This window comes from Gimesia sp. (genome assembly GCF_048262075.1).
GTDB lineage: Bacteria > Planctomycetota > Planctomycetia > Planctomycetales > Planctomycetaceae > Gimesia.
Genome location: NZ_JBLXFK010000005.1, coordinates 108,614 through 128,717, shown reverse-complemented (window position 1 = coordinate 128,717; position 20,104 = coordinate 108,614). Strand labels below are relative to the sequence as shown.

24 protein-coding genes are annotated in these 20,104 nt (G+C 50.5%); 14 read left to right on the top strand and 10 right to left on the bottom strand.

The window, feature by feature from the left end; all coding sequences use genetic code 11:
• Window positions 1–56: 56 nt before the first annotated feature.
• From ACN0YH_RS12280 to ACN0YH_RS12240, 9 genes are all read left to right on the top strand, one after another.
• On the top strand, window positions 57–494 hold the full coding sequence (locus ACN0YH_RS12280) for an SMI1/KNR4 family protein (protein ID WP_417379855.1): 438 nt from the start codon (window positions 57–59) through the stop codon (window positions 492–494).
• A 1,020-nt stretch (window positions 495–1,514) separates the two neighbouring features.
• Entirely contained in the window at window positions 1,515–1,871 is a 357-nt protein-coding gene (locus tag ACN0YH_RS12275) for a hypothetical protein (RefSeq protein ID WP_417379854.1), read from the top strand.
• Window positions 1,872–2,082: 211 nt separating this feature from the next.
• Window positions 2,083–2,523: an NUDIX hydrolase gene (locus ACN0YH_RS12270; RefSeq protein WP_417379853.1), complete on the top strand. Its 441-nt coding sequence runs from the start codon at window positions 2,083–2,085 to the stop codon at window positions 2,521–2,523.
• 62 nt (window positions 2,524–2,585) lie between these two features.
• Window positions 2,586–2,876, top strand: coding sequence for a hypothetical protein (locus ACN0YH_RS12265; RefSeq protein ID WP_417379852.1), 291 nt, complete (start codon window positions 2,586–2,588; stop codon window positions 2,874–2,876).
• A 64-nt stretch (window positions 2,877–2,940) separates the two neighbouring features.
• Window positions 2,941–3,408 carry a hypothetical protein gene (locus ACN0YH_RS12260; RefSeq protein WP_417379851.1) on the top strand — a complete coding sequence of 156 codons (468 nt, stop codon included), beginning with the start codon at window positions 2,941–2,943 and terminating at the stop codon, window positions 3,406–3,408.
• Window positions 3,409–3,447: 39 nt separating this feature from the next.
• Entirely contained in the window at window positions 3,448–3,696 is a 249-nt protein-coding gene (locus ACN0YH_RS12255; protein ID WP_417379850.1) for a hypothetical protein, read from the top strand.
• Window positions 3,697–3,819: 123 nt separating this feature from the next.
• Window positions 3,820–4,314, top strand: a complete 495-nt coding sequence (locus ACN0YH_RS12250; protein ID WP_417379849.1) for a GNAT family N-acetyltransferase — start codon at window positions 3,820–3,822, stop codon at window positions 4,312–4,314.
• Window positions 4,315–4,596: 282 nt separating this feature from the next.
• Entirely contained in the window at window positions 4,597–5,433 is an 837-nt protein-coding gene (locus tag ACN0YH_RS12245) for a hypothetical protein (RefSeq protein WP_417379848.1), read from the top strand.
• Window positions 5,430–6,311, top strand: coding sequence for a hypothetical protein (locus ACN0YH_RS12240; protein ID WP_417379847.1), 882 nt, complete (start codon window positions 5,430–5,432; stop codon window positions 6,309–6,311). The genes ACN0YH_RS12245 and ACN0YH_RS12240 overlap by 4 nt, the downstream gene beginning before the upstream one ends.
• Window positions 6,312–6,356: 45 nt before the next feature.
• Here ACN0YH_RS12240 and scpB read toward each other — a convergent pair whose 3' ends face one another.
• The 3 genes from scpB to ACN0YH_RS12225 all read right to left on the bottom strand — a co-directional run bounded on the left by scpB (window position 6,357) and on the right by ACN0YH_RS12225 (window position 8,570).
• Window positions 6,357–7,112: an SMC-Scp complex subunit ScpB gene (gene scpB / locus ACN0YH_RS12235; RefSeq protein ID WP_417379846.1), complete on the bottom strand. Its 756-nt coding sequence runs from the start codon at window positions 7,110–7,112 to the stop codon at window positions 6,357–6,359.
• 76 nt (window positions 7,113–7,188) lie between these two features.
• Window positions 7,189–7,656 (bottom strand): anti-sigma factor family protein, encoded by a 468-nt coding sequence (locus ACN0YH_RS12230; RefSeq protein ID WP_417379845.1) that lies wholly within the window; start codon window positions 7,654–7,656, stop codon window positions 7,189–7,191.
• A 158-nt stretch (window positions 7,657–7,814) separates the two neighbouring features.
• Window positions 7,815–8,570, bottom strand: a complete 756-nt coding sequence (locus ACN0YH_RS12225) for a Crp/Fnr family transcriptional regulator (RefSeq protein ID WP_417379844.1) — start codon at window positions 8,568–8,570, stop codon at window positions 7,815–7,817.
• Here ACN0YH_RS12225 and ACN0YH_RS12220 point away from each other — a divergent pair.
• Window positions 8,569–8,694, top strand: coding sequence for a hypothetical protein (locus tag ACN0YH_RS12220; RefSeq protein ID WP_417379843.1), 126 nt, complete (start codon window positions 8,569–8,571; stop codon window positions 8,692–8,694). The two genes, ACN0YH_RS12225 and ACN0YH_RS12220, sit on opposite strands and share 2 nt — an antisense overlap.
• A gap of 70 nt (window positions 8,695–8,764) precedes the next feature.
• Here ACN0YH_RS12220 and ACN0YH_RS12215 read toward each other — a convergent pair whose 3' ends face one another.
• Window positions 8,765–9,463, bottom strand: a complete 699-nt coding sequence (locus tag ACN0YH_RS12215) for an NAD(P)H-hydrate epimerase (protein ID WP_417379842.1) — start codon at window positions 9,461–9,463, stop codon at window positions 8,765–8,767.
• Window positions 9,464–9,672: 209 nt separating this feature from the next.
• Between ACN0YH_RS12215 and ACN0YH_RS12210 the strand changes: the two genes are divergently transcribed.
• The 3 genes from ACN0YH_RS12210 to rpsR all read left to right on the top strand — a co-directional run bounded on the left by ACN0YH_RS12210 (window position 9,673) and on the right by rpsR (window position 11,314).
• Window positions 9,673–10,479: an SDR family NAD(P)-dependent oxidoreductase gene (locus ACN0YH_RS12210; RefSeq protein WP_417379841.1), complete on the top strand. Its 807-nt coding sequence runs from the start codon at window positions 9,673–9,675 to the stop codon at window positions 10,477–10,479.
• Between the two features lie 164 nt (window positions 10,480–10,643).
• Window positions 10,644–10,913 (top strand): 30S ribosomal protein S14, encoded by a 270-nt coding sequence (gene rpsN / locus ACN0YH_RS12205; protein ID WP_417379840.1) that lies wholly within the window; start codon window positions 10,644–10,646, stop codon window positions 10,911–10,913.
• Window positions 10,914–11,032: 119 nt separating this feature from the next.
• Entirely contained in the window at window positions 11,033–11,314 is a 282-nt protein-coding gene (gene rpsR / locus ACN0YH_RS12200; RefSeq protein ID WP_044236819.1) for a 30S ribosomal protein S18, read from the top strand.
• A gap of 98 nt (window positions 11,315–11,412) precedes the next feature.
• Here rpsR and ACN0YH_RS12195 read toward each other — a convergent pair whose 3' ends face one another.
• The 6 genes from ACN0YH_RS12195 to ACN0YH_RS12170 form a co-directional block, all read right to left on the bottom strand.
• Window positions 11,413–11,913 (bottom strand): 6-pyruvoyl trahydropterin synthase family protein, encoded by a 501-nt coding sequence (locus tag ACN0YH_RS12195; protein ID WP_417379839.1) that lies wholly within the window; start codon window positions 11,911–11,913, stop codon window positions 11,413–11,415.
• A gap of 54 nt (window positions 11,914–11,967) precedes the next feature.
• Window positions 11,968–13,371: a hypothetical protein gene (locus ACN0YH_RS12190; RefSeq protein WP_417379838.1), complete on the bottom strand. Its 1,404-nt coding sequence runs from the start codon at window positions 13,369–13,371 to the stop codon at window positions 11,968–11,970.
• A 26-nt stretch (window positions 13,372–13,397) separates the two neighbouring features.
• Window positions 13,398–13,883 (bottom strand): phosphoribosyl-AMP cyclohydrolase, encoded by a 486-nt coding sequence (hisI, locus tag ACN0YH_RS12185; RefSeq protein ID WP_417379837.1) that lies wholly within the window; start codon window positions 13,881–13,883, stop codon window positions 13,398–13,400.
• Between the two features lie 502 nt (window positions 13,884–14,385).
• A complete protein-coding gene (locus ACN0YH_RS12180) occupies window positions 14,386–15,375 on the bottom strand; it encodes a helix-turn-helix transcriptional regulator (protein WP_417379836.1) in 990 nt (329 codons plus the stop codon).
• Window positions 15,376–15,723: 348 nt separating this feature from the next.
• Entirely contained in the window at window positions 15,724–18,027 is a 2,304-nt protein-coding gene (locus ACN0YH_RS12175; RefSeq protein WP_417379835.1) for a TolC family protein, read from the bottom strand.
• 193 nt (window positions 18,028–18,220) lie between these two features.
• Complete coding sequence (locus ACN0YH_RS12170; protein ID WP_417379834.1) at window positions 18,221–18,538, bottom strand: DUF962 domain-containing protein; 318 nt, start codon at window positions 18,536–18,538, stop codon at window positions 18,221–18,223.
• 311 nt (window positions 18,539–18,849) lie between these two features.
• Here ACN0YH_RS12170 and ACN0YH_RS12165 point away from each other — a divergent pair, with 311 nt between their 5' ends.
• Window positions 18,850–20,022: an isocitrate/isopropylmalate dehydrogenase family protein gene (locus ACN0YH_RS12165; protein ID WP_417379833.1), complete on the top strand. Its 1,173-nt coding sequence runs from the start codon at window positions 18,850–18,852 to the stop codon at window positions 20,020–20,022.
• Window positions 20,023–20,104: the final 82 nt, after the last annotated feature.

The following is a 20,104-nucleotide window of genomic DNA, read 5'->3' as shown; positions in this document are numbered from 1 at the left end:
TGGTATTCTGAAACGATCAACAGGTGATACCTCATAGTTTTTTTGGATGCAAAATCATGTCCTGGAAATATCAGATTCTGAAGTTATGCAGCGATGCTGAATTCTTTCCCGGTGCAAAGCCGCATGAAATTCAGCAGGCGGAAGCAGAACTGGGAGTCGCTCTGCCGGAGGACCTGGCGAGTCTGTTGCAGGAATCGAACGGGGTCGAAGGCGAGTATGGTCTGGGGCTGATCTGGCCACTGGAGCGTATCGTCAGGGAAAATATCGAGTTTCGCGAGAACCCGGATTTTCCCGAACTGTATATGCCGTTCAAGCATCTGCTGTTCTTTGCGGACGCCGGCAATGGCGATCTGTTCGCCTGGCCAATCCAGGCTGGAGAAATCCGCAGACTCGATGTGTTTGTCTGGAACCACGAAGAAGACAGTCGAACCTGCTGTGCTCCGTCGCTGTCGACCTATCTGGAACGCTGGCTCACTGGTGAGCTGTTGTTATGAATGCTGCATCACTCTTATTCTAATGAGGAATTTCATGCTCCACTTTCAAGATAAAACCATTTTTTATCGACCAGAATCAGTGAGTTACAATTAATGTGGGGTGCAATCGCAGGAGATGTCATCGGCTCGTATTACGAGCACTTTCCGACCAAGTCGACGCAGTTTTATCTGTTCCGAATAAATAAAGGTTCCAGGAACCAAAAACAGGTTCGGAGTCAGTCAATTTGGGTGATAAGATGATCCAGGAACCGTTTTCACTGACTGGCCCGAATTGTATTCGGGCCTGCCACTTATTTTCTTTCGTGTGGTTTCGAGTTTTTCGGGATAGATAAATAAAGATCGCAAGTTTTACCTGGGCCATTGGGGTATGAAACAGGATCAAACCTCACCAGGCGGGCGGACACATGGGATCACCCCTTCTGCTATCGGGTTGGCTTTGTATTTCTGATTTGTGTTTCTGCCCTGACCGTTTACTGTTGTCTGTGACAACACCGAATTTCATTCGGTGCTACCCGCGATCTGTTTTTAGTGGTTCGGGATTTTCATGTGCGGAGTTTGGGGCACTTCTTTTATAATCTATTGTGAAACGGGTAAGGGGATGTTAATACCAGCCAACAGTGCCACTCGAACGAGCAGACAGGTGGCACCCGGACGTCTGATTTTTAGGACACATAGCAATCAGTATAGAGGTTTCCGTGTGCCACGGACCGGCTTGTCCGGCCGTGCCGAATGGGTGGGAAAGGTTGATTCCAGATTGTACGTGCCAGCTGCAACCTCCTGTTCGCTGCGCTCGGCCCGGATTTTATTTGAGCTTAGCCTGTTTCTCAGTTGGGCTGGCTGTTCTTGTACTGTTGGGTCAAGCCAACTGTGCCACCTGCATGGGTGAGAGGACAATGTAGATTTGCTGTTGTTGTGGGAATGATTTTTGTATTCGATCTGTGAATTTGTGGCTTGTTGCATGGTGATTATTTTGTGGAAAGGCGTGGGGAGGTCAACGGGAATGAACAATAAAATGTGGCGATGGGCGTTGATAGGGGGCCGATGTTTGGCGGTGCTGAGGTGGTGCCGGGACGAAAGCCTGCGATGTGGGGCGACCCGCAGGATCACATCACGAACCGGTGTCATTTCAGGCAGTGCAAATCTGGAAAAAACAGGCCCATTTGTAGTGAAGAATACAAACATGTGGCCCGTGTTTCGGTGCACTGTAAACTGGGCACGCGCGCGACCCAGATCAACGCTTATCGCCAGTGGCGCGACGGGGTCAAGTTCAGTTTGAGCAGTCGCGGTGACCCGATTCTCAGCAGTGCTGTTGATGCAGTTGTGTCTGAAAGGGATGATCAGGGAGAGACAGGGATGCCGTTTCACGATCAGGTCTGATGTGGATAGCTGAGATGATTGACCGCCGAGAGCCTGTCTGCGGTTGCTGGTCCCACCGACTCCCGGAGATTATACTTTGACGCCCATTGATTATTCACAAGTAGAATGGAAGGATACCATTCGCTTTAAAGTAGTTTCCGTAAACTATGAAACGAAAGAAATGACAGGTGAATTTCTTGAAGTCATTAACAATTGAGAATCGTTGTTCATAATGCAGATTCGCACGAAAGTCATTGTATCGCTGATCCATGGGGGTCAGGTGTTGCTGTCTGAGGGGTTTGATCCCATCAGGAAATTCCAGTTTTATATTCCTGTGGGCGGAGGCGTGGAATTCAGGGAAAGGCTGCAGGATGCCGCTGCGCGGGAGCTGTTTGAAGAGCTGGGGCTGAAGGATCAGACGCTTGAGTTTCTCGATTTTCATGAGTCGATTTTCGAATTTAATGGGGTTCCCGAACATGAAATCATGTATCATTATCTGTGCCGGATCGACGATTCTGTGAAAGCCGCCTTGCCGGCGGAAGGGATAGAGTCGGATGGCGCGACGTTTAAGATAACCTGGTTTACAGGTGAAGAACTGTCTTCGATACGGAAGGGACTGGTGCCGCCGAGGATCTATGATGATTTGTGTCGGGTGCTGTTACAGGATGATTGAGGGAGTCAAGCAGCTCATAGTCGTTTCCTTTGAGTAAGCGCTTTTAATTTGAGTGAAGCAGAATGAAAAACACCGATCTATATCCCGCGTTAATTAACAGGCCGTTTCTGATTATGGGCTGCCTGGTCGGATTCAGTGTCGGCGTCCTGATCGTTCTGCTGGTGATTGGTTACGAATTGATCCGTGTAGGGAGAATAATCAAAGCGCTGGCTGATGACGTGACCCCCGAGATCATCCGTGCTTATTTTACCAGAGACAAGGCCTATCACTGGATTCCCTGGCGCGACCAGGTGCGGGGGATTAATGAAGAAACATACAAAAAAAACAGCCAGAACGTGTCTGAGCTTTTGTAAACGGGAAACCCCCAGAATTTTCCAACCCTCAACGCCTCGATGGGAAATCAGAAAGGAGTCTCTGATGTTGAAAAAAGTAACGTTCCTGATGTGTCTGCTGATCACCGGTTTCGCCGTTGTAAATACACCGGCTGCAGAAGACTCAAAAGAAAAACAGTTCTTTACAATCAAATTGCTGGAGCAGGCTGAGTCCGGTAAGGTGAAACAGCTGGTGGAATGTGATGTGCTAGTGAACCCCCAGGGAAAGATCCGTTCTTTTTCCGGCGGCCTGGCGCCTGGATTTCAGGGGGAAGAGGACCTGAAGTTTGGCGTCTGGGTCAAGGGGACAATCAAACCGGCGGAGAAGGGAAAGTACCGGGCGCTGCTCAAACTGCGCTGGACCGAACGCGTTTCTCAGCTGAAAGAAACACAAGAGGCAGGCACCCAGCTCACCAAAACCGAGGCAGTCGAAATCCGGACATTTCTGGAGAAAGGGAAAACAAAACGGCTCAGCTGCGGCGGTCTTCAGGCAGTGGAATTACGTCTGGAGTGATGTTACGTTTAACAGGAATCATTGTTTAGAGGTACCAGCATGAAACCGTTTTCCATTTCCCGTAAACAGTATTGGGTCTTCTGCATTGTATTTTCCCTGTGTGCCCTGCTCGGTTTGACAAGTCTGGTGATTGCTGAAATTTATCTGCCTCGCAATCCTGGCGGGATGGCAGGCAGAACGGCGATGTACCGTTCGCTGGGGCTGTGGTCGCTTGCCTGGCTGGGGATTGCTGTCTGGGCCGGTTATCGGCTCTGGACGACAAAATCATCTGACCTGGAAACACGATAATCGATGAATCTGGATCGATTCCTGATGCACCGAACCGGTTATCAGTAGTGAGTGTCTGACAAAGTTGAACCAGGTCAGTAGACCCTGTTGGAGTCTGGACTGTGTCCCGTTTGAGTCAGAACGATGAATTTTAAAGTCAGACAAATCAAGTTGGATGATCTCGCCGGATTTCGCGCAGCGCTGACACGCGTGGCGGCGGAAAAGAAATATCTGTTGACCGTGGAGCCTCCTTCCCTGGAAAATATGGAAGCCTATGTCAGTCATAACGTCGAACAGAACCATGCGCAATATGTGGCAGTGATCGAGCAGGAGATCGTGGGTTGGGCCGACCTCATTCCTCACGTGCGCGAAACCGTCAGGCACGTGGGTCGGCTGGGCATGGGGGTTCTGGCAGATTATCGGGGCCAGGGTATCGGTAACCAACTGCTGGAACACGCGATGTCGCATGCCTGGGGACAGGGATTGAAACGACTGGAGCTGGAAGTGTTTGCAGATAACGAAGTCGCGCTGAATCTGTATCGTAAGCACGGCTTTCAGGTGGAAGGTGTGAAGCGATTCGCGAGATGTATCGACGGCGAATATCAGGATATTGTGATTATGGGACAGTATCGTGTCTGATGATTTCTTAAGTACTGATGGTGATCTCGTCTTCTGTCTGTGTACTCTGATCAGTCTATTTCTGTTATAAACAGTATCTGCCCGCTGGGTAGGGAGAATAACCGGTTGATACCAGCGGGACATGACAACCAGGCTTTGGACAATGAACTGGAAAAACTTCGGGTTGAACAAGGCGACGACATCACAAAATGCATACTCATCGGTCTGGCCTGTCTGGTGGCGCTGGTGATCTTTGTAAAAATGAATCGGATACATTCTGATTGAAGGCATCCTATGAGGTTAATGATTTCCTGTTTATTGTTCCTCGCTCTATTGCCGGGGACTGCTGTGCAGGCAGAGAAAATTCTGGTCGGCAAGACCGAACTGGAAATTCCCGCTCCCGCAGGTTCTGTGAATGTCACGTTGGAAATTAAAGACGTGTCTCCTTACAGCCAGATCCTGGCTGAAGCAGAACAGCAGGGGTCAAAGGTATTTTTCTACCTGCCGGAAAAGTCGGCTGCGGTACTTCGCCAGGGAGAGCTGCCCGAGCCGGAACATTTTTTTCTGTTACAGATTCCACAAAAGGTAAAAGACCTGTCGTATAGTGCTTCCGATTTTGCAGGTTTTAAAATCGGGATTAAGAAGCAGAATCAGCAAACCAGGGAACTGATAGCGAAAAATGTGAAAAAGAGCATGGAGAGCCTCAGTCAGGGGATCAGCCAGGATCTGGATCTGGACATAGCCCTTCAGGTTTCCGGAACGGTTGTGTTGGAACCACACGATGAATCGATCAACATGTTGTCATGGTCCATGTATATTACCTATGGCCTGCAGGTGGAAGGAGAGGATGTGAATGAAGTGAATGCGTGCACTCTGACCTATCTGAATGCAGGAGGGAAACTGCTTGTACTGGCTGACTATGCCACACAGGACGAACTGGAATGGACGCGCACCGCGGCGCGGGCCTGGTCAGATGCCATTCTTGCAGCCAATTTCCAGGCTTCGCCTTTCCCGCCAGCATTAAACCGCCGCGGGAACAGTGCTCTGGGAGAGCAGGCCGTTATCGTCATTTTGATCATCATGACTGTTGTCGTTGCGCTGGCGTTCCTGATTAAAAAACGCAGGAGTCATTCTGAATGAAGCGTCCCATGTCTATTGTCTCCCCTTGTTTTTTCGTGATGATTCTACTGCCGGGGATCTGTGCGCAGGCCGAGAAGTTTCAGGTGGGAAAGACAGAGCTTGAGATCCCCGCACCGAAAGGTTTTGTGCGCGTGACACCGGAGATCACAGCGCTGATTCAGGCCAGACGGAAGTCACCACTGACAAGTACCCGGAGTGAACTTCTGGCAGAATATCTCCCCCGGGAGGCTGTCCAGTCACTACGGAAGGGAGAGCTGCTTTCCCCGCAGCGAACCTGTTCATTATACGTTCCCGAAAATCTGAAGTTTAAATTTGTGGGGAAGCAGGGATTTCAGGAAATGAAAAAAATGACGAAGGAAGATAATCGAGAGTCAAGGGAGAAGGTTCGTGCGCAGGATCCACAACTGTTAGATTCTGTCATAAAGCAGATAGAACAACAGTCAGATCAGCAACTGGATCTGGAGGTGCCCCAGCTCCTGCTGCTAAAGGAACATTCTGAGACTCCGGAGACCCTGTCGTATTCGATGCTGTATACCATCCGGTTTTCTGATAAAACAGGCCGCAGAAAAATGGTTCATGCCTGTACGATGACGGATCTCGACCCGGCTGGAAAAATGCTGCTCATGATTTGTGATGCATCACAGTCTGAGCTCGTATGGACGCGCTCTATCTCTCAGGCCTGGTCAGAAGCAATTCTGAGAGCAAACCCAGCAGCCCCTCCAGGAAGATTCCTCGAGATTGATGATATAGAGAGGCAACAGGTCTGGAAGGAAAATCTTCACAAGATTTACTATACCTCGGCGCTGATTGGCATTGGGCTTATGTACCTGTTTCTGCGAACGCGTCGACCACAAAAATCGACTGCATCTGAAGAGTAATCATAGGCCGGACAGCAGACCGCTCACCGGAAAGCGATGGCAAAGCTACTTGTGACTCAACGATTCGCTGTAAGGCAGTTCTTCGATGTTGCCTAAGCCGAAGACCTGCAGGAAGCGGGCGGTGGTGATGTATTTGACTTCCGATTTTTTGGCTTCAGCGCGTTCGATGGCAATCAGTTCGCGTCTTAGCAGTTGTCGAAGAATGCCGTTGGCTTTGTCTTTGCCGGCTTCGATGATCTGGTCTTTGCTGATTGGCTGCTGGTAGGCGACGAGTGCGAGGACTTCCAGCGCATCCTGCGAGAGTTTGACTTCTTTCGGACCGAACCCATACACGCGATTGCGAATGCGTTCAAAGTCGTGCCTGAGGATAAGGCGGTAGCCCCCTTCTTCCATGCGGATCTCATAGGGGCGTGCTTCTTCGATGTACTGACGATTAATGTCGTCGAGTAAATCGTCGACATAGGAAGAAGAATATTCATCGTTGAGCAGCGAGCAGAGTTTCTTGGTCGTCAGTGGATTGCCGCCGACAAATAGAGCGGCTTCAATAATCTGGCGCGGAGGAATGCGGGCTTCGCGTTTGACGGATGAACTACTGCTTTTGGGAAGTTCGGCCGCTTCTTCGGCCGCAGTTTCGTCCGGCAGTTCCAGATCCCGTTCGACCGCTTCGATGGCTTCCAGCGTCCGCTCGTAATCGGCGTCGATAGCTTCATCGACCTGACTACTCGCAGCGAAGGCGGCCAGAAAGTCGTCTTCGTTGGAACTGGTATCGTCGCTGGCTGGTTGTTCTTCTTCCACAGACATCCCCTCAATCCTTTCAGGGAATCAGACATCAAAGTTCAGAGTGCCAGCCAAGCGATCAGAGAGTCTTTGCAGAGGTTCAGTGATTCAAAGCCAGCACATACGTTTCCCAGTCAGCCTGTTTCTGCCGGGCGGCTTTCAGCTGGGCGGGGTCATTGTGCCTATTTGCTTCGATTTCATCAACCTTTTTCTGACATTTGGGACAATGAGCGAGGTGGACCTGCATCTGATGCTCTGTGTGTTGATCGAGGCGATGCGCGATATAGTCACTCGCATAGTCGAGGGCCTGATGACAGTTAATGCCCCCGGGCATTTTTTTACCGGCCATCTGATCGCTGGATGAACCGGCAGAGCCCGACATCTGGTTCATGCCGACAAAACCGATCAGTCCTACGACCAGACAGACCGTCAGGATCTCTGCCCCGGTGATCAGGTGGCTGATCTGCTTACGTTTTTTCATCACAGACACAAACTGACACAGGTCTCCCGGAGCGCAGGCCTGCCATTCTGGTTCGGTTTCTGTTGAAGTTGGGTTGTTTTTGTTCATGTTCAAACCTCCTGCTACATCAGCAGGAATTCTGCTTTCTTTCTTTTGGGACGTTTCCCCTCACTTTTATTATCGTAGTCAGTGCTGGTGTGATCTGTGAGATAGCATACAGTTTCCCTACATTTCAGATCACGTTGGGGGGGATGGCGGGATTTATCTCAGGCCTCGGCTCCTCTCAGAATGAATTCACCCGATTGATCTGGTTTCGCCTGGAAGGCGGGTGTCAGTTTAAAATCAATCGAATGTGCCAGGTACCGGGCTTTCCGTAAGATAATGTGGCGCTTCTGGATATCGATGCTGCGTTCGTCCTGGAGTTCCCCCAGCAGCACGGTCACGGTTTCCCGTGTGCTGCCGATGATACTGGCCAGTTCCTGATGCGAGAGCTTGATGTTGATCAGCACTCCTTCATTGGTGAAGCGTCCATATTTTTCTGCCAATTCGAGCAGTAAATGAGTGAGACGATCCCGGTTTGAGCGAAACAGCAGCGATTTAAGTCGCTGTTCGATCCGTTGCCGCCTTAAGCCCATCAGCTTAGTCACGCCCAGCGAGACGGTCGCGTGATGTTCCATAAGATCCTGAATGATCTGGCCTGGGATGCGGAGAATCGAGGATTTCAGCATGGCTTCTGCATATTCCTCGCGCTCACCACCACCCAGAATGGCCAGCTCGCCGAAGAGTTCGCCGGGTTCGATCAACGCCAGCAGCGCCTGTTTTCCTTCGGTTGTCAGATGATAGAGCTTGATTCTGCCGGACAGGAGCAGATAAACCGAATCGCTGCTTTCTGTGGGGAGGTAAACCATATTTCCGCGTGCAAAATTCCGAACCGAGGAATTACGTTCGACATGCGCAATCTGATCCTGACTCAAGCGCTCAAAGAGATCGCAGTTCTTCAGATACCAGAAATTTTTGTCCATGGAGACGAACCTTGCCCTGTTTCCGTTCACAGGGAATGACATGAGAAAGTCGACCGTGGCTGCAGATTCCGGAAATCGCGTTCACCGTCTGTTACCCAATATACAGGCTGAGAAGCTGTTTTGAGAACCCCCGTTTTGCTGAAACAGGCTATTTTTTAAGTTTGCGTTGATTCAAGCAGAGAGTGAAAAACGGATCAGTTATCACCGGAATCCTGTTTTTGCAGGAGATCCTGCACGATTTTGGCTGGTGCACCGATCTGCAGAACATGGATGGTTCCCGTGTACTGACGGGAATCAGGATTGGCGAAACCCTGTTTTTCGGCGACGAAGGTCGCGGTCTGATGGGCGTGAATACATTCTCCCAGTGGTTGTCCGGTATCGCAGTCGAGGCCTGAAGGCAAGTCGACCGCCAGCTTGAAGCCTGGTGCCTGATTGATGATTGAAATAGCGGTGGCGTAGGGTTCGCGAATATTGCCTTGCACGCCGGTCCCCAGCAGCGCGTCGACGATCCAGTCTGCTGAATTGAGGAAATCCTGAAACGCCTCCGGATGGTTCAGCTCGGGGTCGGTCCGGATAGCGATACCCATGCGTTGTGCCACGTGAAAATTGATAGCGGCGTCCCCTTTGAGTTCTGCGGGATCGGCCAGCAGGAAGATTTCGACGGGGATCCCGGCATTATCGAGGTGACGTGCGATGACAAAGCCATCGCCGCCGTTATTGCCTTTACCAGCACAGATCTTCACGGGACCTGTTGCTTTCAGTGAGACGAGTAGTTCAAACACGCCGCGTCCCGCATTCTCCATGAGGGCAATGCCGGGCAACCCGAATTCCTCAATGGTGCGCTGGTCAACACTACGTACTTCATCCCGGCTGAGTCTGTTGACAGGGGTCATTTTCTCCTCGAATTCTGATTCTGAAGCGATTGTGCAATTAAAAAAGGGTGAAAAATCGATCAAAGTAAGTTTATTATCAGTGGTTACGGGGTTTTCAACAGAGGGAAATTGAATTACGATCTCCGAGGACGCGGGCAGCACTTCTTCCCGACCTCTTTTCGAAATGGAAAATCTCAGTCTCCAAACAGGATACTTCTGGAGAGTCAGCAGTGATAGATGAATATTCTGATCGATGGGCTCTGATTACGGGTGCTTCATCCGGAATCGGCCTGGAGTTTGCGCACCGGCTGGCTGCTCGTGGAATGCATCTGGTGCTGACAGCCCGCCGTAAAGAGAAGCTGGAAGAACTGGCTGCAGAACTGTTGACCCGTCATGGCACGAAAACAGAAGTGATTGTGCTGGACCTTTCCGAGCAAGAGGCACCTGCCAGACTGTACGAAGAAGTCAAATCGCGGGGAGTCCAGGTTGAGTTGCTGATCAACAATGCGGGCTTCAGTGTGGTTTCCGATATTGCTGCTACCGATCGGGAACGGGTGATGCAGATGGCCAGGCTTAATATTGGTGCCCTGACAGACCTGACCTATTTTTATCTGCCTGAAATGATGGAACGGGGGCACGGGGGGATTATCAACATCGCCTCTGTCGCTGCGTTTCAGCCGGTTGCCTACATGTCGGCCTATGCTGCCAGCAAAAGCTATGTGCTGCATTTCACAGAAGGCCTCTGGGCAGAGGCGCGGGATCAGGGTGTGACGATAACGGCTTTGTGCCCGGGAACTACGCAGACCGAATTTTTCGATATCGCCGGCGTCGAAGGCTGGTTGAAAAAGCATCGCTATCAGACGGTAGATCAAGTGGTGAAAACCGGGCTTAAGGCGTTGGAAAAGAAACGCCAGTATTCGGTTTCAGGCTGGGGAAACTATTTTCTGTCGCTGCTCGTACGCATAGCGACGCGGCGGACGGTGGTGGTGGAATCGATGAAGTATTTTCGACCACAACCCCCCAAAGAGAAAAAGTAGCGCGCCTGTACACTTTTCACGGCCCGGCTGTGGGGTTTCGCGTTGAAGTTTACGTTTTTTTAGTTGATTTTGCATTGAAATCGGCCCGCCAAGTTGACGATCTGGCGTGGCAGGCAGTATAACTGTCGTTCCCTATTTTGGAATTTGTCGCAGAAGGTATATAAATGGCTTCCAAATCGAAGATTGAAAAACAGAAACGAAACGCAAAACTGGTAGAAAAGTACGCCGATTTACGGGCTGAACTGGTTGCCAAAGGTGATTACGAAGGGCTTGCTAAACTGCCTCGTAGTTCCAGCAAAACCCGTCTCCGCCGTCTGTGTCAGCTGACCGGACGTCCCCGTGGCAACTATCGCAAGTTTCAGATTTCGCGTATCGCTCTGCGGGATATGGCTTTAGATGGCCTGATTCCCGGCATGAAGAAATCAAGCTGGTAAGCTGATCGTTTCCACGAGGTCGAAGAGTGTGATCTTCGATTCCAGCCAGCAACAGGAAATCAGCGTCGCCCCGGCTTTCGGGTGTCCCTAGTTTACGGCGCATGAAAAAGGAAAACAGAATGTCAGTCGGTTTATCACGTAAAGAGATTGTCAAACGGCGGAAAAAACGAGCTCGTCTGAAAAAGAAGCTCAAATGTCGGTTCTGCCCGGATGGTAACATTCCACGTCCCGTGTATGTCGATTACAAGGATTTGAGAACGCTGCGTTCTCTCCTGGATCGCGAAGGACGTATTCTGCCTCGTCGTCGCACTGGCACTTCAGCCCTGTATCAACGGGCTGTCCGTAAAGCCGTGCTGCGGGCTCGCTTTATCGGTCTGCTCCCTTATGTTGCAGAAGACTAAGCTGCGAAGCGAATGAGAGACAAATAAAAAGCTCTGGACTGATCTGGTCCAGAGCTTTTTTATTGCGCTTTTAGAAGCGGAATTGAATCTGCAAAAACTTACCAGTGCAATCCGGTTGGAAATGAGTCAGTCTGAAACGCGTCGAGCAGGCTGTGTTCGGATTTGTCTTTCTGGTCGACAGTCGCTTCTGCACACGATTCTTCGGTTTCCCAGATGACGACTTTGACAGCCTGGACGCCAAGATCATTGAGCAGGGTCGGACAGACTTCATCCAGTAAATAGCGGGCCATGTTTTCTGCAGTGGGATTGTAGGGCAGTACGAAGTATTTGGTCGGCTCGACCATGCGGATGGCGTTTAAGCCGTTCTCGTCTTCGATGTTAAGCAGGAAGCCATGATCCCAGTTCTCATCGATCCAGCCTTTGAGCAGACTTTTGAGATGTGCAAAGTCAATAATGCGTCCAACTGCGTCCGTATCGGGACCGGTGACATAAAAGTCGGCAACATAGTTGTGACCATGAAAAAACTGGCATTTCCCTTCATGGCGGAATAAGCGGTGACCCGCATTAAACTTGATCCGCCGCATGATTGTCATACCCATGATATTATTTCGACCTCGTCATAACCGTGATTCGTAATACGTTGATTGATATTATTAACTGTCCAGCAGAGATTTCATACCCTGTGTCATCACAGTGTCGATACCGGGGTCACAGAAAGCCACGCTGACTTCGTAACCACCTGCAGGATATTCTTCCGCTACCGGGATGTACCAGGGACCGCCATCTCCATAAGCGGCTGTCGCGATGAATTGATCGGGCTGAATGCTCTGGGCCCGTAGCTGATATTCGATAAAGCTCTCTGCCGGCAGGTGCAGTGTTTTGATGTCATTCATCTGCAGAGAACTGAGTGTGATCGGAATTTTCTTTTCGACCCGCTGTAACCAGGCCAGCATGTAGGAGGGCCGATTGCGATTCACGACACTGTTGTCTTTGTTGGAAATCGTCTTCGTCAATTCTTCTACGCTCAAAGTGCTGCGGACAGGAGGTAAAATGTCATGCGTTTTCCAGGTCAACTGTCCAACGGGTTCCGGTTTGAGCCCTTTTTCTGAAGCAATGATGCCTTCATAAATTCGCTTCGCCAGAATCCCTCGCATCGGTTTGGTGCCGTCATTATATTTACCGGCGGAGATATTACCGGCACAGCCGGTGAAGTAAATGTGAGTGCAGCCGGGTTCTTCCTGCTGACGCTGTTTGCGGGCGATGCCGGTGAAATCGCTGCTGACACGCCCATCACCGTAATAACTCATGGGATGTGTCGAATAGTAATGGCAGGAGACCAGCTTCTTGTCTTTGTTGTAAAAGGCGATCGTTTTCAGGAAAGGATCGATGGTCCCTTCGGTCATGCTCCGCAGGCGTTCATCTTTACAACTGCTGCCTCGCATGCGGACAATTTTCCCAGCCTTGTCGCGGTCAATCCGGCGGTTGGAAGCGACCTTGTCGACTTTTCCCTGGCTGTGTGCCACGTGCGTTACGGGCTCTGCTTTGGGGAGGGCCGCGGTGACTGCTTTGCGGGCTTTATCGAGGCATTCATTGAAGAAGTCGAGCTCGACGATGTGCGGCAGGTCGCCTTGTTCTAGGATAATCTGTTCGGCATTCAGGCAGGCGAACGGTGCGTTATGCTGATGCACACACTGGACAGCGACCCGATCGATGGTCGTGCCAGCGGCTTCGGCCAGCGCAGTTCGCCAGGCGATATGTGCGTCGTTTAACAGACCGGTCCAGTCGACTGCACAGACCACAATCGGTTTGCCGGCACCAAGCAGGACGTAGCCGATGGCTTCCAGTGAATCGTCGTACCCGACGACCGGTTTGATCCAGCCTCCGCAAAGAGAATGCCCTTTGGGAGGTGAAACGTCAAACCGGAACGCTGCGATATGCAGATTCGGATTGCGGGTTGTATCAGCTTGATTTGCGAAGGCCCACTCATCAAGGGAAAACGCTGTACCAGTTGCTGCCAGGGAGGCAGCAAGGAAGTCGCGTCGGCTGAATTGGCTCATTAAGTCACCTGTGTTCGTTACACGATTTACAGTTTTGTTGGGTTGGGAGCGTCTCCGTAAACATCTTTGGGGTCGAATACTTTTTCTGTTTCGGTGAACTCAAGTGCCAGACCCTTTTCTTTCGTTTCTTCACCAACGGGTACACGGCGGTAGAAACAGGAACGATATCCGACGTGACAGCTGGCACCACCGCCCATCACATCGACGCGCAACCAGATGGTATCCTGGTCGTCGTCAATCAGCAGTGCTTTGACTTTTTGAACCAGACCACTGGTGGCACCTTTGTGCCAGAGGACCTGGCGGCTACGGCTCCAGTAGACGGCTTCACCCAGTTCGATCGTTTTCTTGAGCGCTTCCTCATTCATATAAGCATGCATGAGCAGTTCACCCGATGTATAGTCGGTCGTCACTACAGGAATCAAACCGTCCTGATCAAATTTAGGGGCCAGTTCATTTCCTTCTTCCACCTGCTCGACGGTTGTGCGTGCAGCGAATTGAATTCCTTCTGACATGATTTTGTCTTTCCTCACTTCGATACGATCTTTTGTCTGACTGTGGAGAGATTCTCCACTTCTTACTACCCGAAATAGGGATTTCTAACTGTTAGCAGAGCACACTTCGGATTTGCTTCTGATGTCCGTGGTTGCTCTGGTCTGCTTAACGGGATATCCCCGGGACCGGATGCATCTCAATCCTGCGGGGGGTGGAAACAGTGTGGCTGGTTACATCATACGCAAAGGCTGCGGTCAGACACACGTTCTCAGGCGCTGTTCAAGCGGAAATTAGCAGATTTCCTGCTCTGAGGTACGGATTTCCTATCCTGAAATAGTAAACCTAATGGTGAGGCAGGTCAGTAGTTTGGTGGGGGATTTTGAGAGGTTTCAAAGAATTTTCGGCTGTGAAGCCAGCATTAGTATACATGCGCGATCTCTAAAATTTCAGACTGACCAGTTTATAGTCGATGTGAGAGGTAGGACAGCTGACTGGCGAAGATGTTCGCCACGATTTTTGAAATCAGTTTCTGCTCGATTTTTTACTATAAATTTGTGACATCTCCGAGATCCGGGTTTTAACCAGTTTTCGCAGTGCGGGGGGCGAGATCACTTCTGCCTGAGTCCCAAAGCTCAACAGCCAGTCGGTCATCTGTTCCAGGTTATCAACGCGTGCCCGGAATTCGATGGCCCCCCCTTTGAGTGTTCGGATTTCCTGTGACGGGTCCCAGCTGATATGGGAGACAATCTGAGCAGCGCTGCTTTGAAAGCGAATTTTCACAGGCACGGTTCTGGTTGACAGCTTCACAGGATCCCAGGAATTGCCGAGATAGCGCTCCAGTTTAAAGCGGGATGGTTTTTTGAACGTTTCGTCGAGCAGTTCTGATTTTGTGATTTTCAGAATCGGATAGACTTTAATGCCTCGATCAACGGAAGAGCGTCCTACTACAAACCACTCGCGGTTCGAGTACAGCATGTGATAAGGGCTCAGCATGGTAGAGGCTGTTTTTTGTTCGCTCGGGCAGTGATAATGAATACGCACATTTTGTTTCGATGCGACTGCTTTAAGCAGAGTTTTGTAGTGTATTTCGTTCCGCAGCGACGGGTTGCAGGGAGTCAGCCAGATGGAAATGGACTGGGCCGCTTCGATTACATGATCGCGTAATGCAGCTGGTAAACTGCTAAGAATTTTGGCAGAAGCAGAGTGGGCGATGCCATCCAGGGGCAAACCTACGATGGTTTTGTCGAGGTCCTGGCTGAGTACAAACAGCGCAAGGACTTCTTCAAAGGTGAGGTCTTTGAAAGGGAAGATGGTTCTCCAGGGAAGCGAATACCCCTGTTTCTCATCATCGTACAGAACATAGATTCCCGACTCCTGAAGTGTTTTCAGGTCTCGGAAGACGGTCCTGCGACTGACTTCACATTCGCTGGCAAGTTGTGCGGAGTTGTAAATACGTCCCGACTGTAATAGCGCAATCAGTCTTAGAAGACGAGGGATTCGTCCAGCCACCATTGATTATCTTTAGTATGCTATCCACAGGCCTGGTCAGTGGCGGGTGTTCAATCCCGAAAAGTCGGTATGAATTGTCTGAGTACTGTTGACGAAATTGAGGTTGCGTCAGCACAAAGACAGCTCTACATCAGGAAATAACAATCGATGGAGATGGACATCGATATCAATCTACTTTGAATGAGTCATGCGTCGGCCATGAATCAAACGAGAGTTATGATTTAAACTAGCACGTGTTTACGGCACTGCATACTGAAATTCGTAAACGTCCTTACAAATAGTCGAATGGCCGAATTCACAGTCAGAGAAAGCTGCATGATCCGAATATTGCTAACATTCGTTATTGGGGGTTCACTCGACAAAGCGGGTGGCGGGCAGTAGTTCCACATCAAAGTTATTCTCAGTATCAGCAATCGGCAGCTCTTCCTGTACTGCGGAAATCCGTTTAATTCCAGCCTGAGGCTCAGGAGGTCCTGATTCGAGGGCCACTCTGACTGCGTTCTCGATCTCGGTCTGAGCAAACGGATTTCGAGGGAGTGCCTCCTGATCAAGTTGCAGGCGTGCTTCAGGTTCGCCTGGCGTCGCAGGCGCCGGTGGAGCATATTCCGGTGTCATTTCCGGTTCGGGAACCGGTAGCATTTCGGGTGTCATCCCGCCCTGTTCTGAAGAGAACGACTGTCCCTCGGCTGCGGGCATAACACCCACTTCGCCGACATATCCGTCCGCAACAAACGGTTCCGGTTTGCTTCGCAGTTTGTGAGCATCGACTCCGTGTGTTCTGGCCCAGGCACGTCTGACAGCCTGCTGGTAGGCAACGGGAGACCATTCCCCTTCCATCAGATGCACATTGTTATGTTGCAGCAATGTCCCTTTCCATTTGTGGAGGTTCTTGATCGCAACGTTGTAGGCAACCAGTGAGCGATAGTATTCGGTTTCGGCTGCAGCCAGTGAGGACTGGGCACGTAATAGAGTATCGAGGGTCGTGGTTCCTGCCTGAACTTCAGCATCAAACAATTCCACACGTCTGCGGGCGGCACGCCAGCGGTTGAAGTTGGATTGTGCCGTCGCATAGTTTTTGGTCAGGTCCTGAAATGTAATGGCCAGTTCCTGGCTGACGTCCATTTCCTGTGCTTTGAGAACGGCTCGTGCTTTCGAGAGGCGGAATTCGAGATTTTCCACCTGGGCATGTGCCGATCGGAAACCAAGGGGCATACTGAATTCCCAGCCAACGGTCCAACTGTCCTGATCATTATCAAGCAGCGTTCCATAGGCACTATGCAAACCTTGTGAAGTGATTCCATCCGTATTTTTCTGGCTCAGCAGACGATCACCGAAGCCATTCACCTGATAGCTGGAAACGAGGTCCAACCGTGGTTTTGTCAGGCTGGTGGCAGCCATTCGCTGAAATTCCAGGCTCTTAATATTCCATTTCTGTTTACGCAATTCGACGCGATGTACCAAAGCTTCCGTCAGGCACATACTCCAGTCGGGAGTGAATTCTGCTGCGATCGGGTCGTCGATTGGTCGAATGATTTTTCCGTCGTTAACAGGCAGTCCCACCAGCCGGCGAAAACGGCTTTCTGCCGTATAAATATCGCTGCGTGTTGCCTGAACCAGTGATTGTGTTTCGAATAACCGATCTTTAGCCTGTGCCTCATCAGCCGGTTTGAAGTTTCTGGTACCGCCGGCTTCCAGTTTCGCATGGGCTTCCCGCCAACTGCGGAGTGCTGAGTTACGGGCCACCACCTGAGTGTCATACAGGCGATATGCCAGATAGAGTTGCCAGTAGTTTTCTTCAATATCGGAAATGAGGTTTCGAACGTTTCGTTCGAAATCTGCCAGCACCAGGTCATTGTTGATGCGGGCAATCACGACCCCCTGGCTGACCCCGGTAATCCCGGTGAATCCGGAACCGATCGGGCCGGCGATGCGTGTATAGTCCACGCCGGCTCCCGCCAGGAATGGCTGGCGGTAAGAGAGGCCTGCGTTCCCGGCATAGTTCGAGGGAAACAGCTGGCTGGAGGCATTACTGCCCGTGTAGTTCCAGTTATGAGACAGGGCAAACTGTCCGCCGTTCGCAAATGTTTTCGACAGGCCAGACTGGAATTGTCCCGTTTCCTGTGTGAGTGTACCGCCGGGGATTCCACCAAAGAACGGGCTGTTCTGCACCTGTTCGGAGCGGCCCCAGAGCATATTGGCGGTAAAGGTCGTATCAAATGCAGACAACGCCGCTTCCACACCACGAGAGCCGCCTAACAGGACGTTGGTTTCCTGGATAGAAGGGTCGTAAATCGAAGGCGTGCCATCCGGATTATTTAATAGCGCGTTGCCATTGGTCCCCAGAGTTCCAGAGACACGGATGACTTCACTGTTAGCCAGACCCAGATGAATCGCGTCCATCAGGGGTAAGTTCCAGATTTCATCCTGCGAACGGTCAGTCAGAGTCCGTGGTTTTCCTGAAAATGTGATTTCTTCAGGCGTCTGATCATAGACCGCCGGGTATTCGATTTTTGTGGCGACATCTTCATAATACTGGAGTTCTTTATCTCCGAGATAATGTAGATCGGTATCGGTACCCAGACCATGACAGCCGACAAGCTGGCTGGTAATCAGGCATCCACAGAAAAACTGGTGTAACTTCTGGCGAAGGTTCATGTAATTATCCTTCAAGACATGAACGACAATTATGGTCACAAGGTGTTTGTTACCAAACACTTGAGGTTCATAATCGATAGTACTTTCAAGGAGAGATTACCAATGGAGCAAGGCAGCCTAATCGCGAAAATGGTCGCATGAGCGCAGGGCAGACAGCCTGCTTGGTAAAATCACTACATTCGGTATCGGCTGTTTAATCGTTACACCTTGACTTTTTTGACGATTGGTCAAAATTCTGTTGAATTTGAGTCTCAGGTCCGAATTCCGTATAGGGTTTACCCCTTAGTTTTTTGATCAAAATGAGTTCGCCGGCGTCATTTTGTTCGATGTAGTGACCCAGAAACTGTAGCGCGTACCCTGCGAAAAAGCAGATTCCCGCTGAAATCCATTGTCCAGCGATCCCAAATCCGATGAGGCCTCCAAAAGTGAGGGGTACGCCAATCAGGTGCAGGATCTGATTGACTCTATTCTGGTGTCGGAGCAGGTAATTACTGAAAAATCGCTGGATCATGGAGAATCCCTGATTGGTGTGAAATGTAAGCGTCAGCCATCGCGTATAGTTGAAAAGCGATTTCCGTTTTGATACGGTCACTGCTTGTCTGTGAACTAGATCGCATCACATTTAAGTATAGCGTCTCTCAATCTAATATACTCGGGCCAAACAGCCCTGGAGACGCGACAGTAAAACTGAATACAGTCTAAGTAATCAATATCAACCAATAAGGCCTTTGGTTTCAAGAGTCAGCAGGCTTGTAGCATGGTATTCATAACACTCGAGAACCTGGTCACATTCCCTTTTTGTCAGAAGTATTAGAGGAAACGATGTATAAAGTCACATTAATTCCAGGCGACGGAGTTGGTCCGGAAATCGCCGAGGCAACCCGAAAATGTGTTGATGCCACTGGCGTGAAAATCGACTGGGATGTTCAGGAATGTGGAATCGAGGTCATTGAAGCCGAAGGTAGCGTACCCGATCGCGTGATGGAATCGGTTCGGGCAAACAAAATTGCCTTGAAAGCACCGATCACCACCCCCATTGGAAAAGGGTTCCGCAGTGTGAATGTGTTCCTGCGACAGGAACTGGGCCTGTATGCCTGCATTCGTCCCTGTAAAACTTACAAAGGTGTGCGGACCTACTTTGCTGATTCCAATGTCGACCTGGTCGTGGTCCGGGAAAATACCGAAGACCTGTATGCTGGCGTTGAGTTCCAGGCTGGTCAGGAAAAAACAGCCGAGTTGATTAAAACCATCAATGAATTCGCGACCGGGAAAAAGATCAATACTCCCCTCGATGAAACCGGCGTCAGTATTAAGCCGATGTCGTACCAGGGGACTCGTGATATCTGTAACTACGCATTCAAATATGCGGTCGATAACAAACGCAAATCGGTGACTTCGATCTGCAAAGCGAACATCATGAAGTTCACCGACGGGCTGTGGTACGATGAAACCCGTGCGGTTGCTAAAGCCTACGGTGCGAAATTTGAATGGGATGAATTGTCCGAAGGCGTCGAAGCCGATGCAAAGCTGGCAGGGATTGCCACCGACTGTGGTGGCAGCATTGAATATAACGAGCGTCTGATTGACAATATGTGCATGCAGCTGGTTCAAAAACCGGAACTGTATGATGTGCTCGTGACCTCCAACCTGTACGGTGACATTTTAAGTGACCTGTGTGCCGGCCTGGTGGGTGGTCTGGGTGTTGCTCCCGGTTCAAACATTGGAACCGAAGCAGCCATCTTTGAAGCGACCCACGGTTCTGCTCCCAAGTACAAAGGACAGAATAAAGTAAATCCGGTTGCCCTGATTCTGTCAGGAAAAATGATGCTGGATTACCTCGGCGAACACGATGCGGCTGCGAAGCTGGACCAGGCGGTTGCCGATGTGATTGAAGAAGGTAAAGATGTAACCTACGACCTGAAAGACGATCGGAACGATCCGACAGCCGTCGGCACCCAGGAGATGGCAGAAGCGATCTGTGCGAAAATGCGATAATTCCTGAGTGACATACGATTAAGAATTCACTGCGATGCGAGGCCCCTTATGTGCCTTGCATCGCAGTTTTTTTATTTCCGAT

Bases quoted from the DNA above. Each gene is read 5' to 3' on its own strand.
- ACN0YH_RS12255 (WP_417379850.1), top strand. From the start codon at position 3,448: ATGAAACCGTTTTCCATTTCCCGTAAACAGTATTGGGTCTTCTGCATT.
- ACN0YH_RS12165 (WP_417379833.1), top strand. From the start codon at position 18,850: ATGTATAAAGTCACATTAATTCCAGGCGACGGAGTTGGTCCGGAAATC.
- ACN0YH_RS12190 (WP_417379838.1), bottom strand. From the start codon at position 13,371: ATGAGCCAATTCAGCCGACGCGACTTCCTTGCTGCCTCCCTGGCAGCA.
- ACN0YH_RS12280 (WP_417379855.1), top strand. From the start codon at position 57: ATGTCCTGGAAATATCAGATTCTGAAGTTATGCAGCGATGCTGAATTC.
- ACN0YH_RS12215 (WP_417379842.1), bottom strand. From the start codon at position 9,463: ATGACCCCTGTCAACAGACTCAGCCGGGATGAAGTACGTAGTGTTGAC.
- ACN0YH_RS12265 (WP_417379852.1), top strand. From the start codon at position 2,586: ATGAAAAACACCGATCTATATCCCGCGTTAATTAACAGGCCGTTTCTG.
- ACN0YH_RS12220 (WP_417379843.1), top strand. From the start codon at position 8,569: ATGGAGACGAACCTTGCCCTGTTTCCGTTCACAGGGAATGACATGAGA.
- ACN0YH_RS12275 (WP_417379854.1), top strand. From the start codon at position 1,515: ATGGGCGTTGATAGGGGGCCGATGTTTGGCGGTGCTGAGGTGGTGCCG.
- ACN0YH_RS12240 (WP_417379847.1), top strand. From the start codon at position 5,430: ATGAAGCGTCCCATGTCTATTGTCTCCCCTTGTTTTTTCGTGATGATT.
- ACN0YH_RS12260 (WP_417379851.1), top strand. From the start codon at position 2,941: ATGTTGAAAAAAGTAACGTTCCTGATGTGTCTGCTGATCACCGGTTTC.
- ACN0YH_RS12245 (WP_417379848.1), top strand. From the start codon at position 4,597: ATGATTTCCTGTTTATTGTTCCTCGCTCTATTGCCGGGGACTGCTGTG.
- rpsN (WP_417379840.1), top strand. From the start codon at position 10,644: ATGGCTTCCAAATCGAAGATTGAAAAACAGAAACGAAACGCAAAACTG.
- ACN0YH_RS12250 (WP_417379849.1), top strand. From the start codon at position 3,820: ATGAATTTTAAAGTCAGACAAATCAAGTTGGATGATCTCGCCGGATTT.
- ACN0YH_RS12180 (WP_417379836.1), bottom strand. From the start codon at position 15,375: ATGGTGGCTGGACGAATCCCTCGTCTTCTAAGACTGATTGCGCTATTA.
- ACN0YH_RS12175 (WP_417379835.1), bottom strand. From the start codon at position 18,027: ATGAACCTTCGCCAGAAGTTACACCAGTTTTTCTGTGGATGCCTGATT.
- ACN0YH_RS12270 (WP_417379853.1), top strand. From the start codon at position 2,083: ATGCAGATTCGCACGAAAGTCATTGTATCGCTGATCCATGGGGGTCAG.
- ACN0YH_RS12170 (WP_417379834.1), bottom strand. From the start codon at position 18,538: ATGATCCAGCGATTTTTCAGTAATTACCTGCTCCGACACCAGAATAGA.
- ACN0YH_RS12225 (WP_417379844.1), bottom strand. From the start codon at position 8,570: ATGGACAAAAATTTCTGGTATCTGAAGAACTGCGATCTCTTTGAGCGC.
- ACN0YH_RS12195 (WP_417379839.1), bottom strand. From the start codon at position 11,913: ATGGGTATGACAATCATGCGGCGGATCAAGTTTAATGCGGGTCACCGC.
- scpB (WP_417379846.1), bottom strand. From the start codon at position 7,112: ATGTCTGTGGAAGAAGAACAACCAGCCAGCGACGATACCAGTTCCAAC.
- ACN0YH_RS12230 (WP_417379845.1), bottom strand. From the start codon at position 7,656: ATGAACAAAAACAACCCAACTTCAACAGAAACCGAACCAGAATGGCAG.
- hisI (WP_417379837.1), bottom strand. From the start codon at position 13,883: ATGTCAGAAGGAATTCAATTCGCTGCACGCACAACCGTCGAGCAGGTG.
- rpsR (WP_044236819.1), top strand. From the start codon at position 11,033: ATGTCAGTCGGTTTATCACGTAAAGAGATTGTCAAACGGCGGAAAAAA.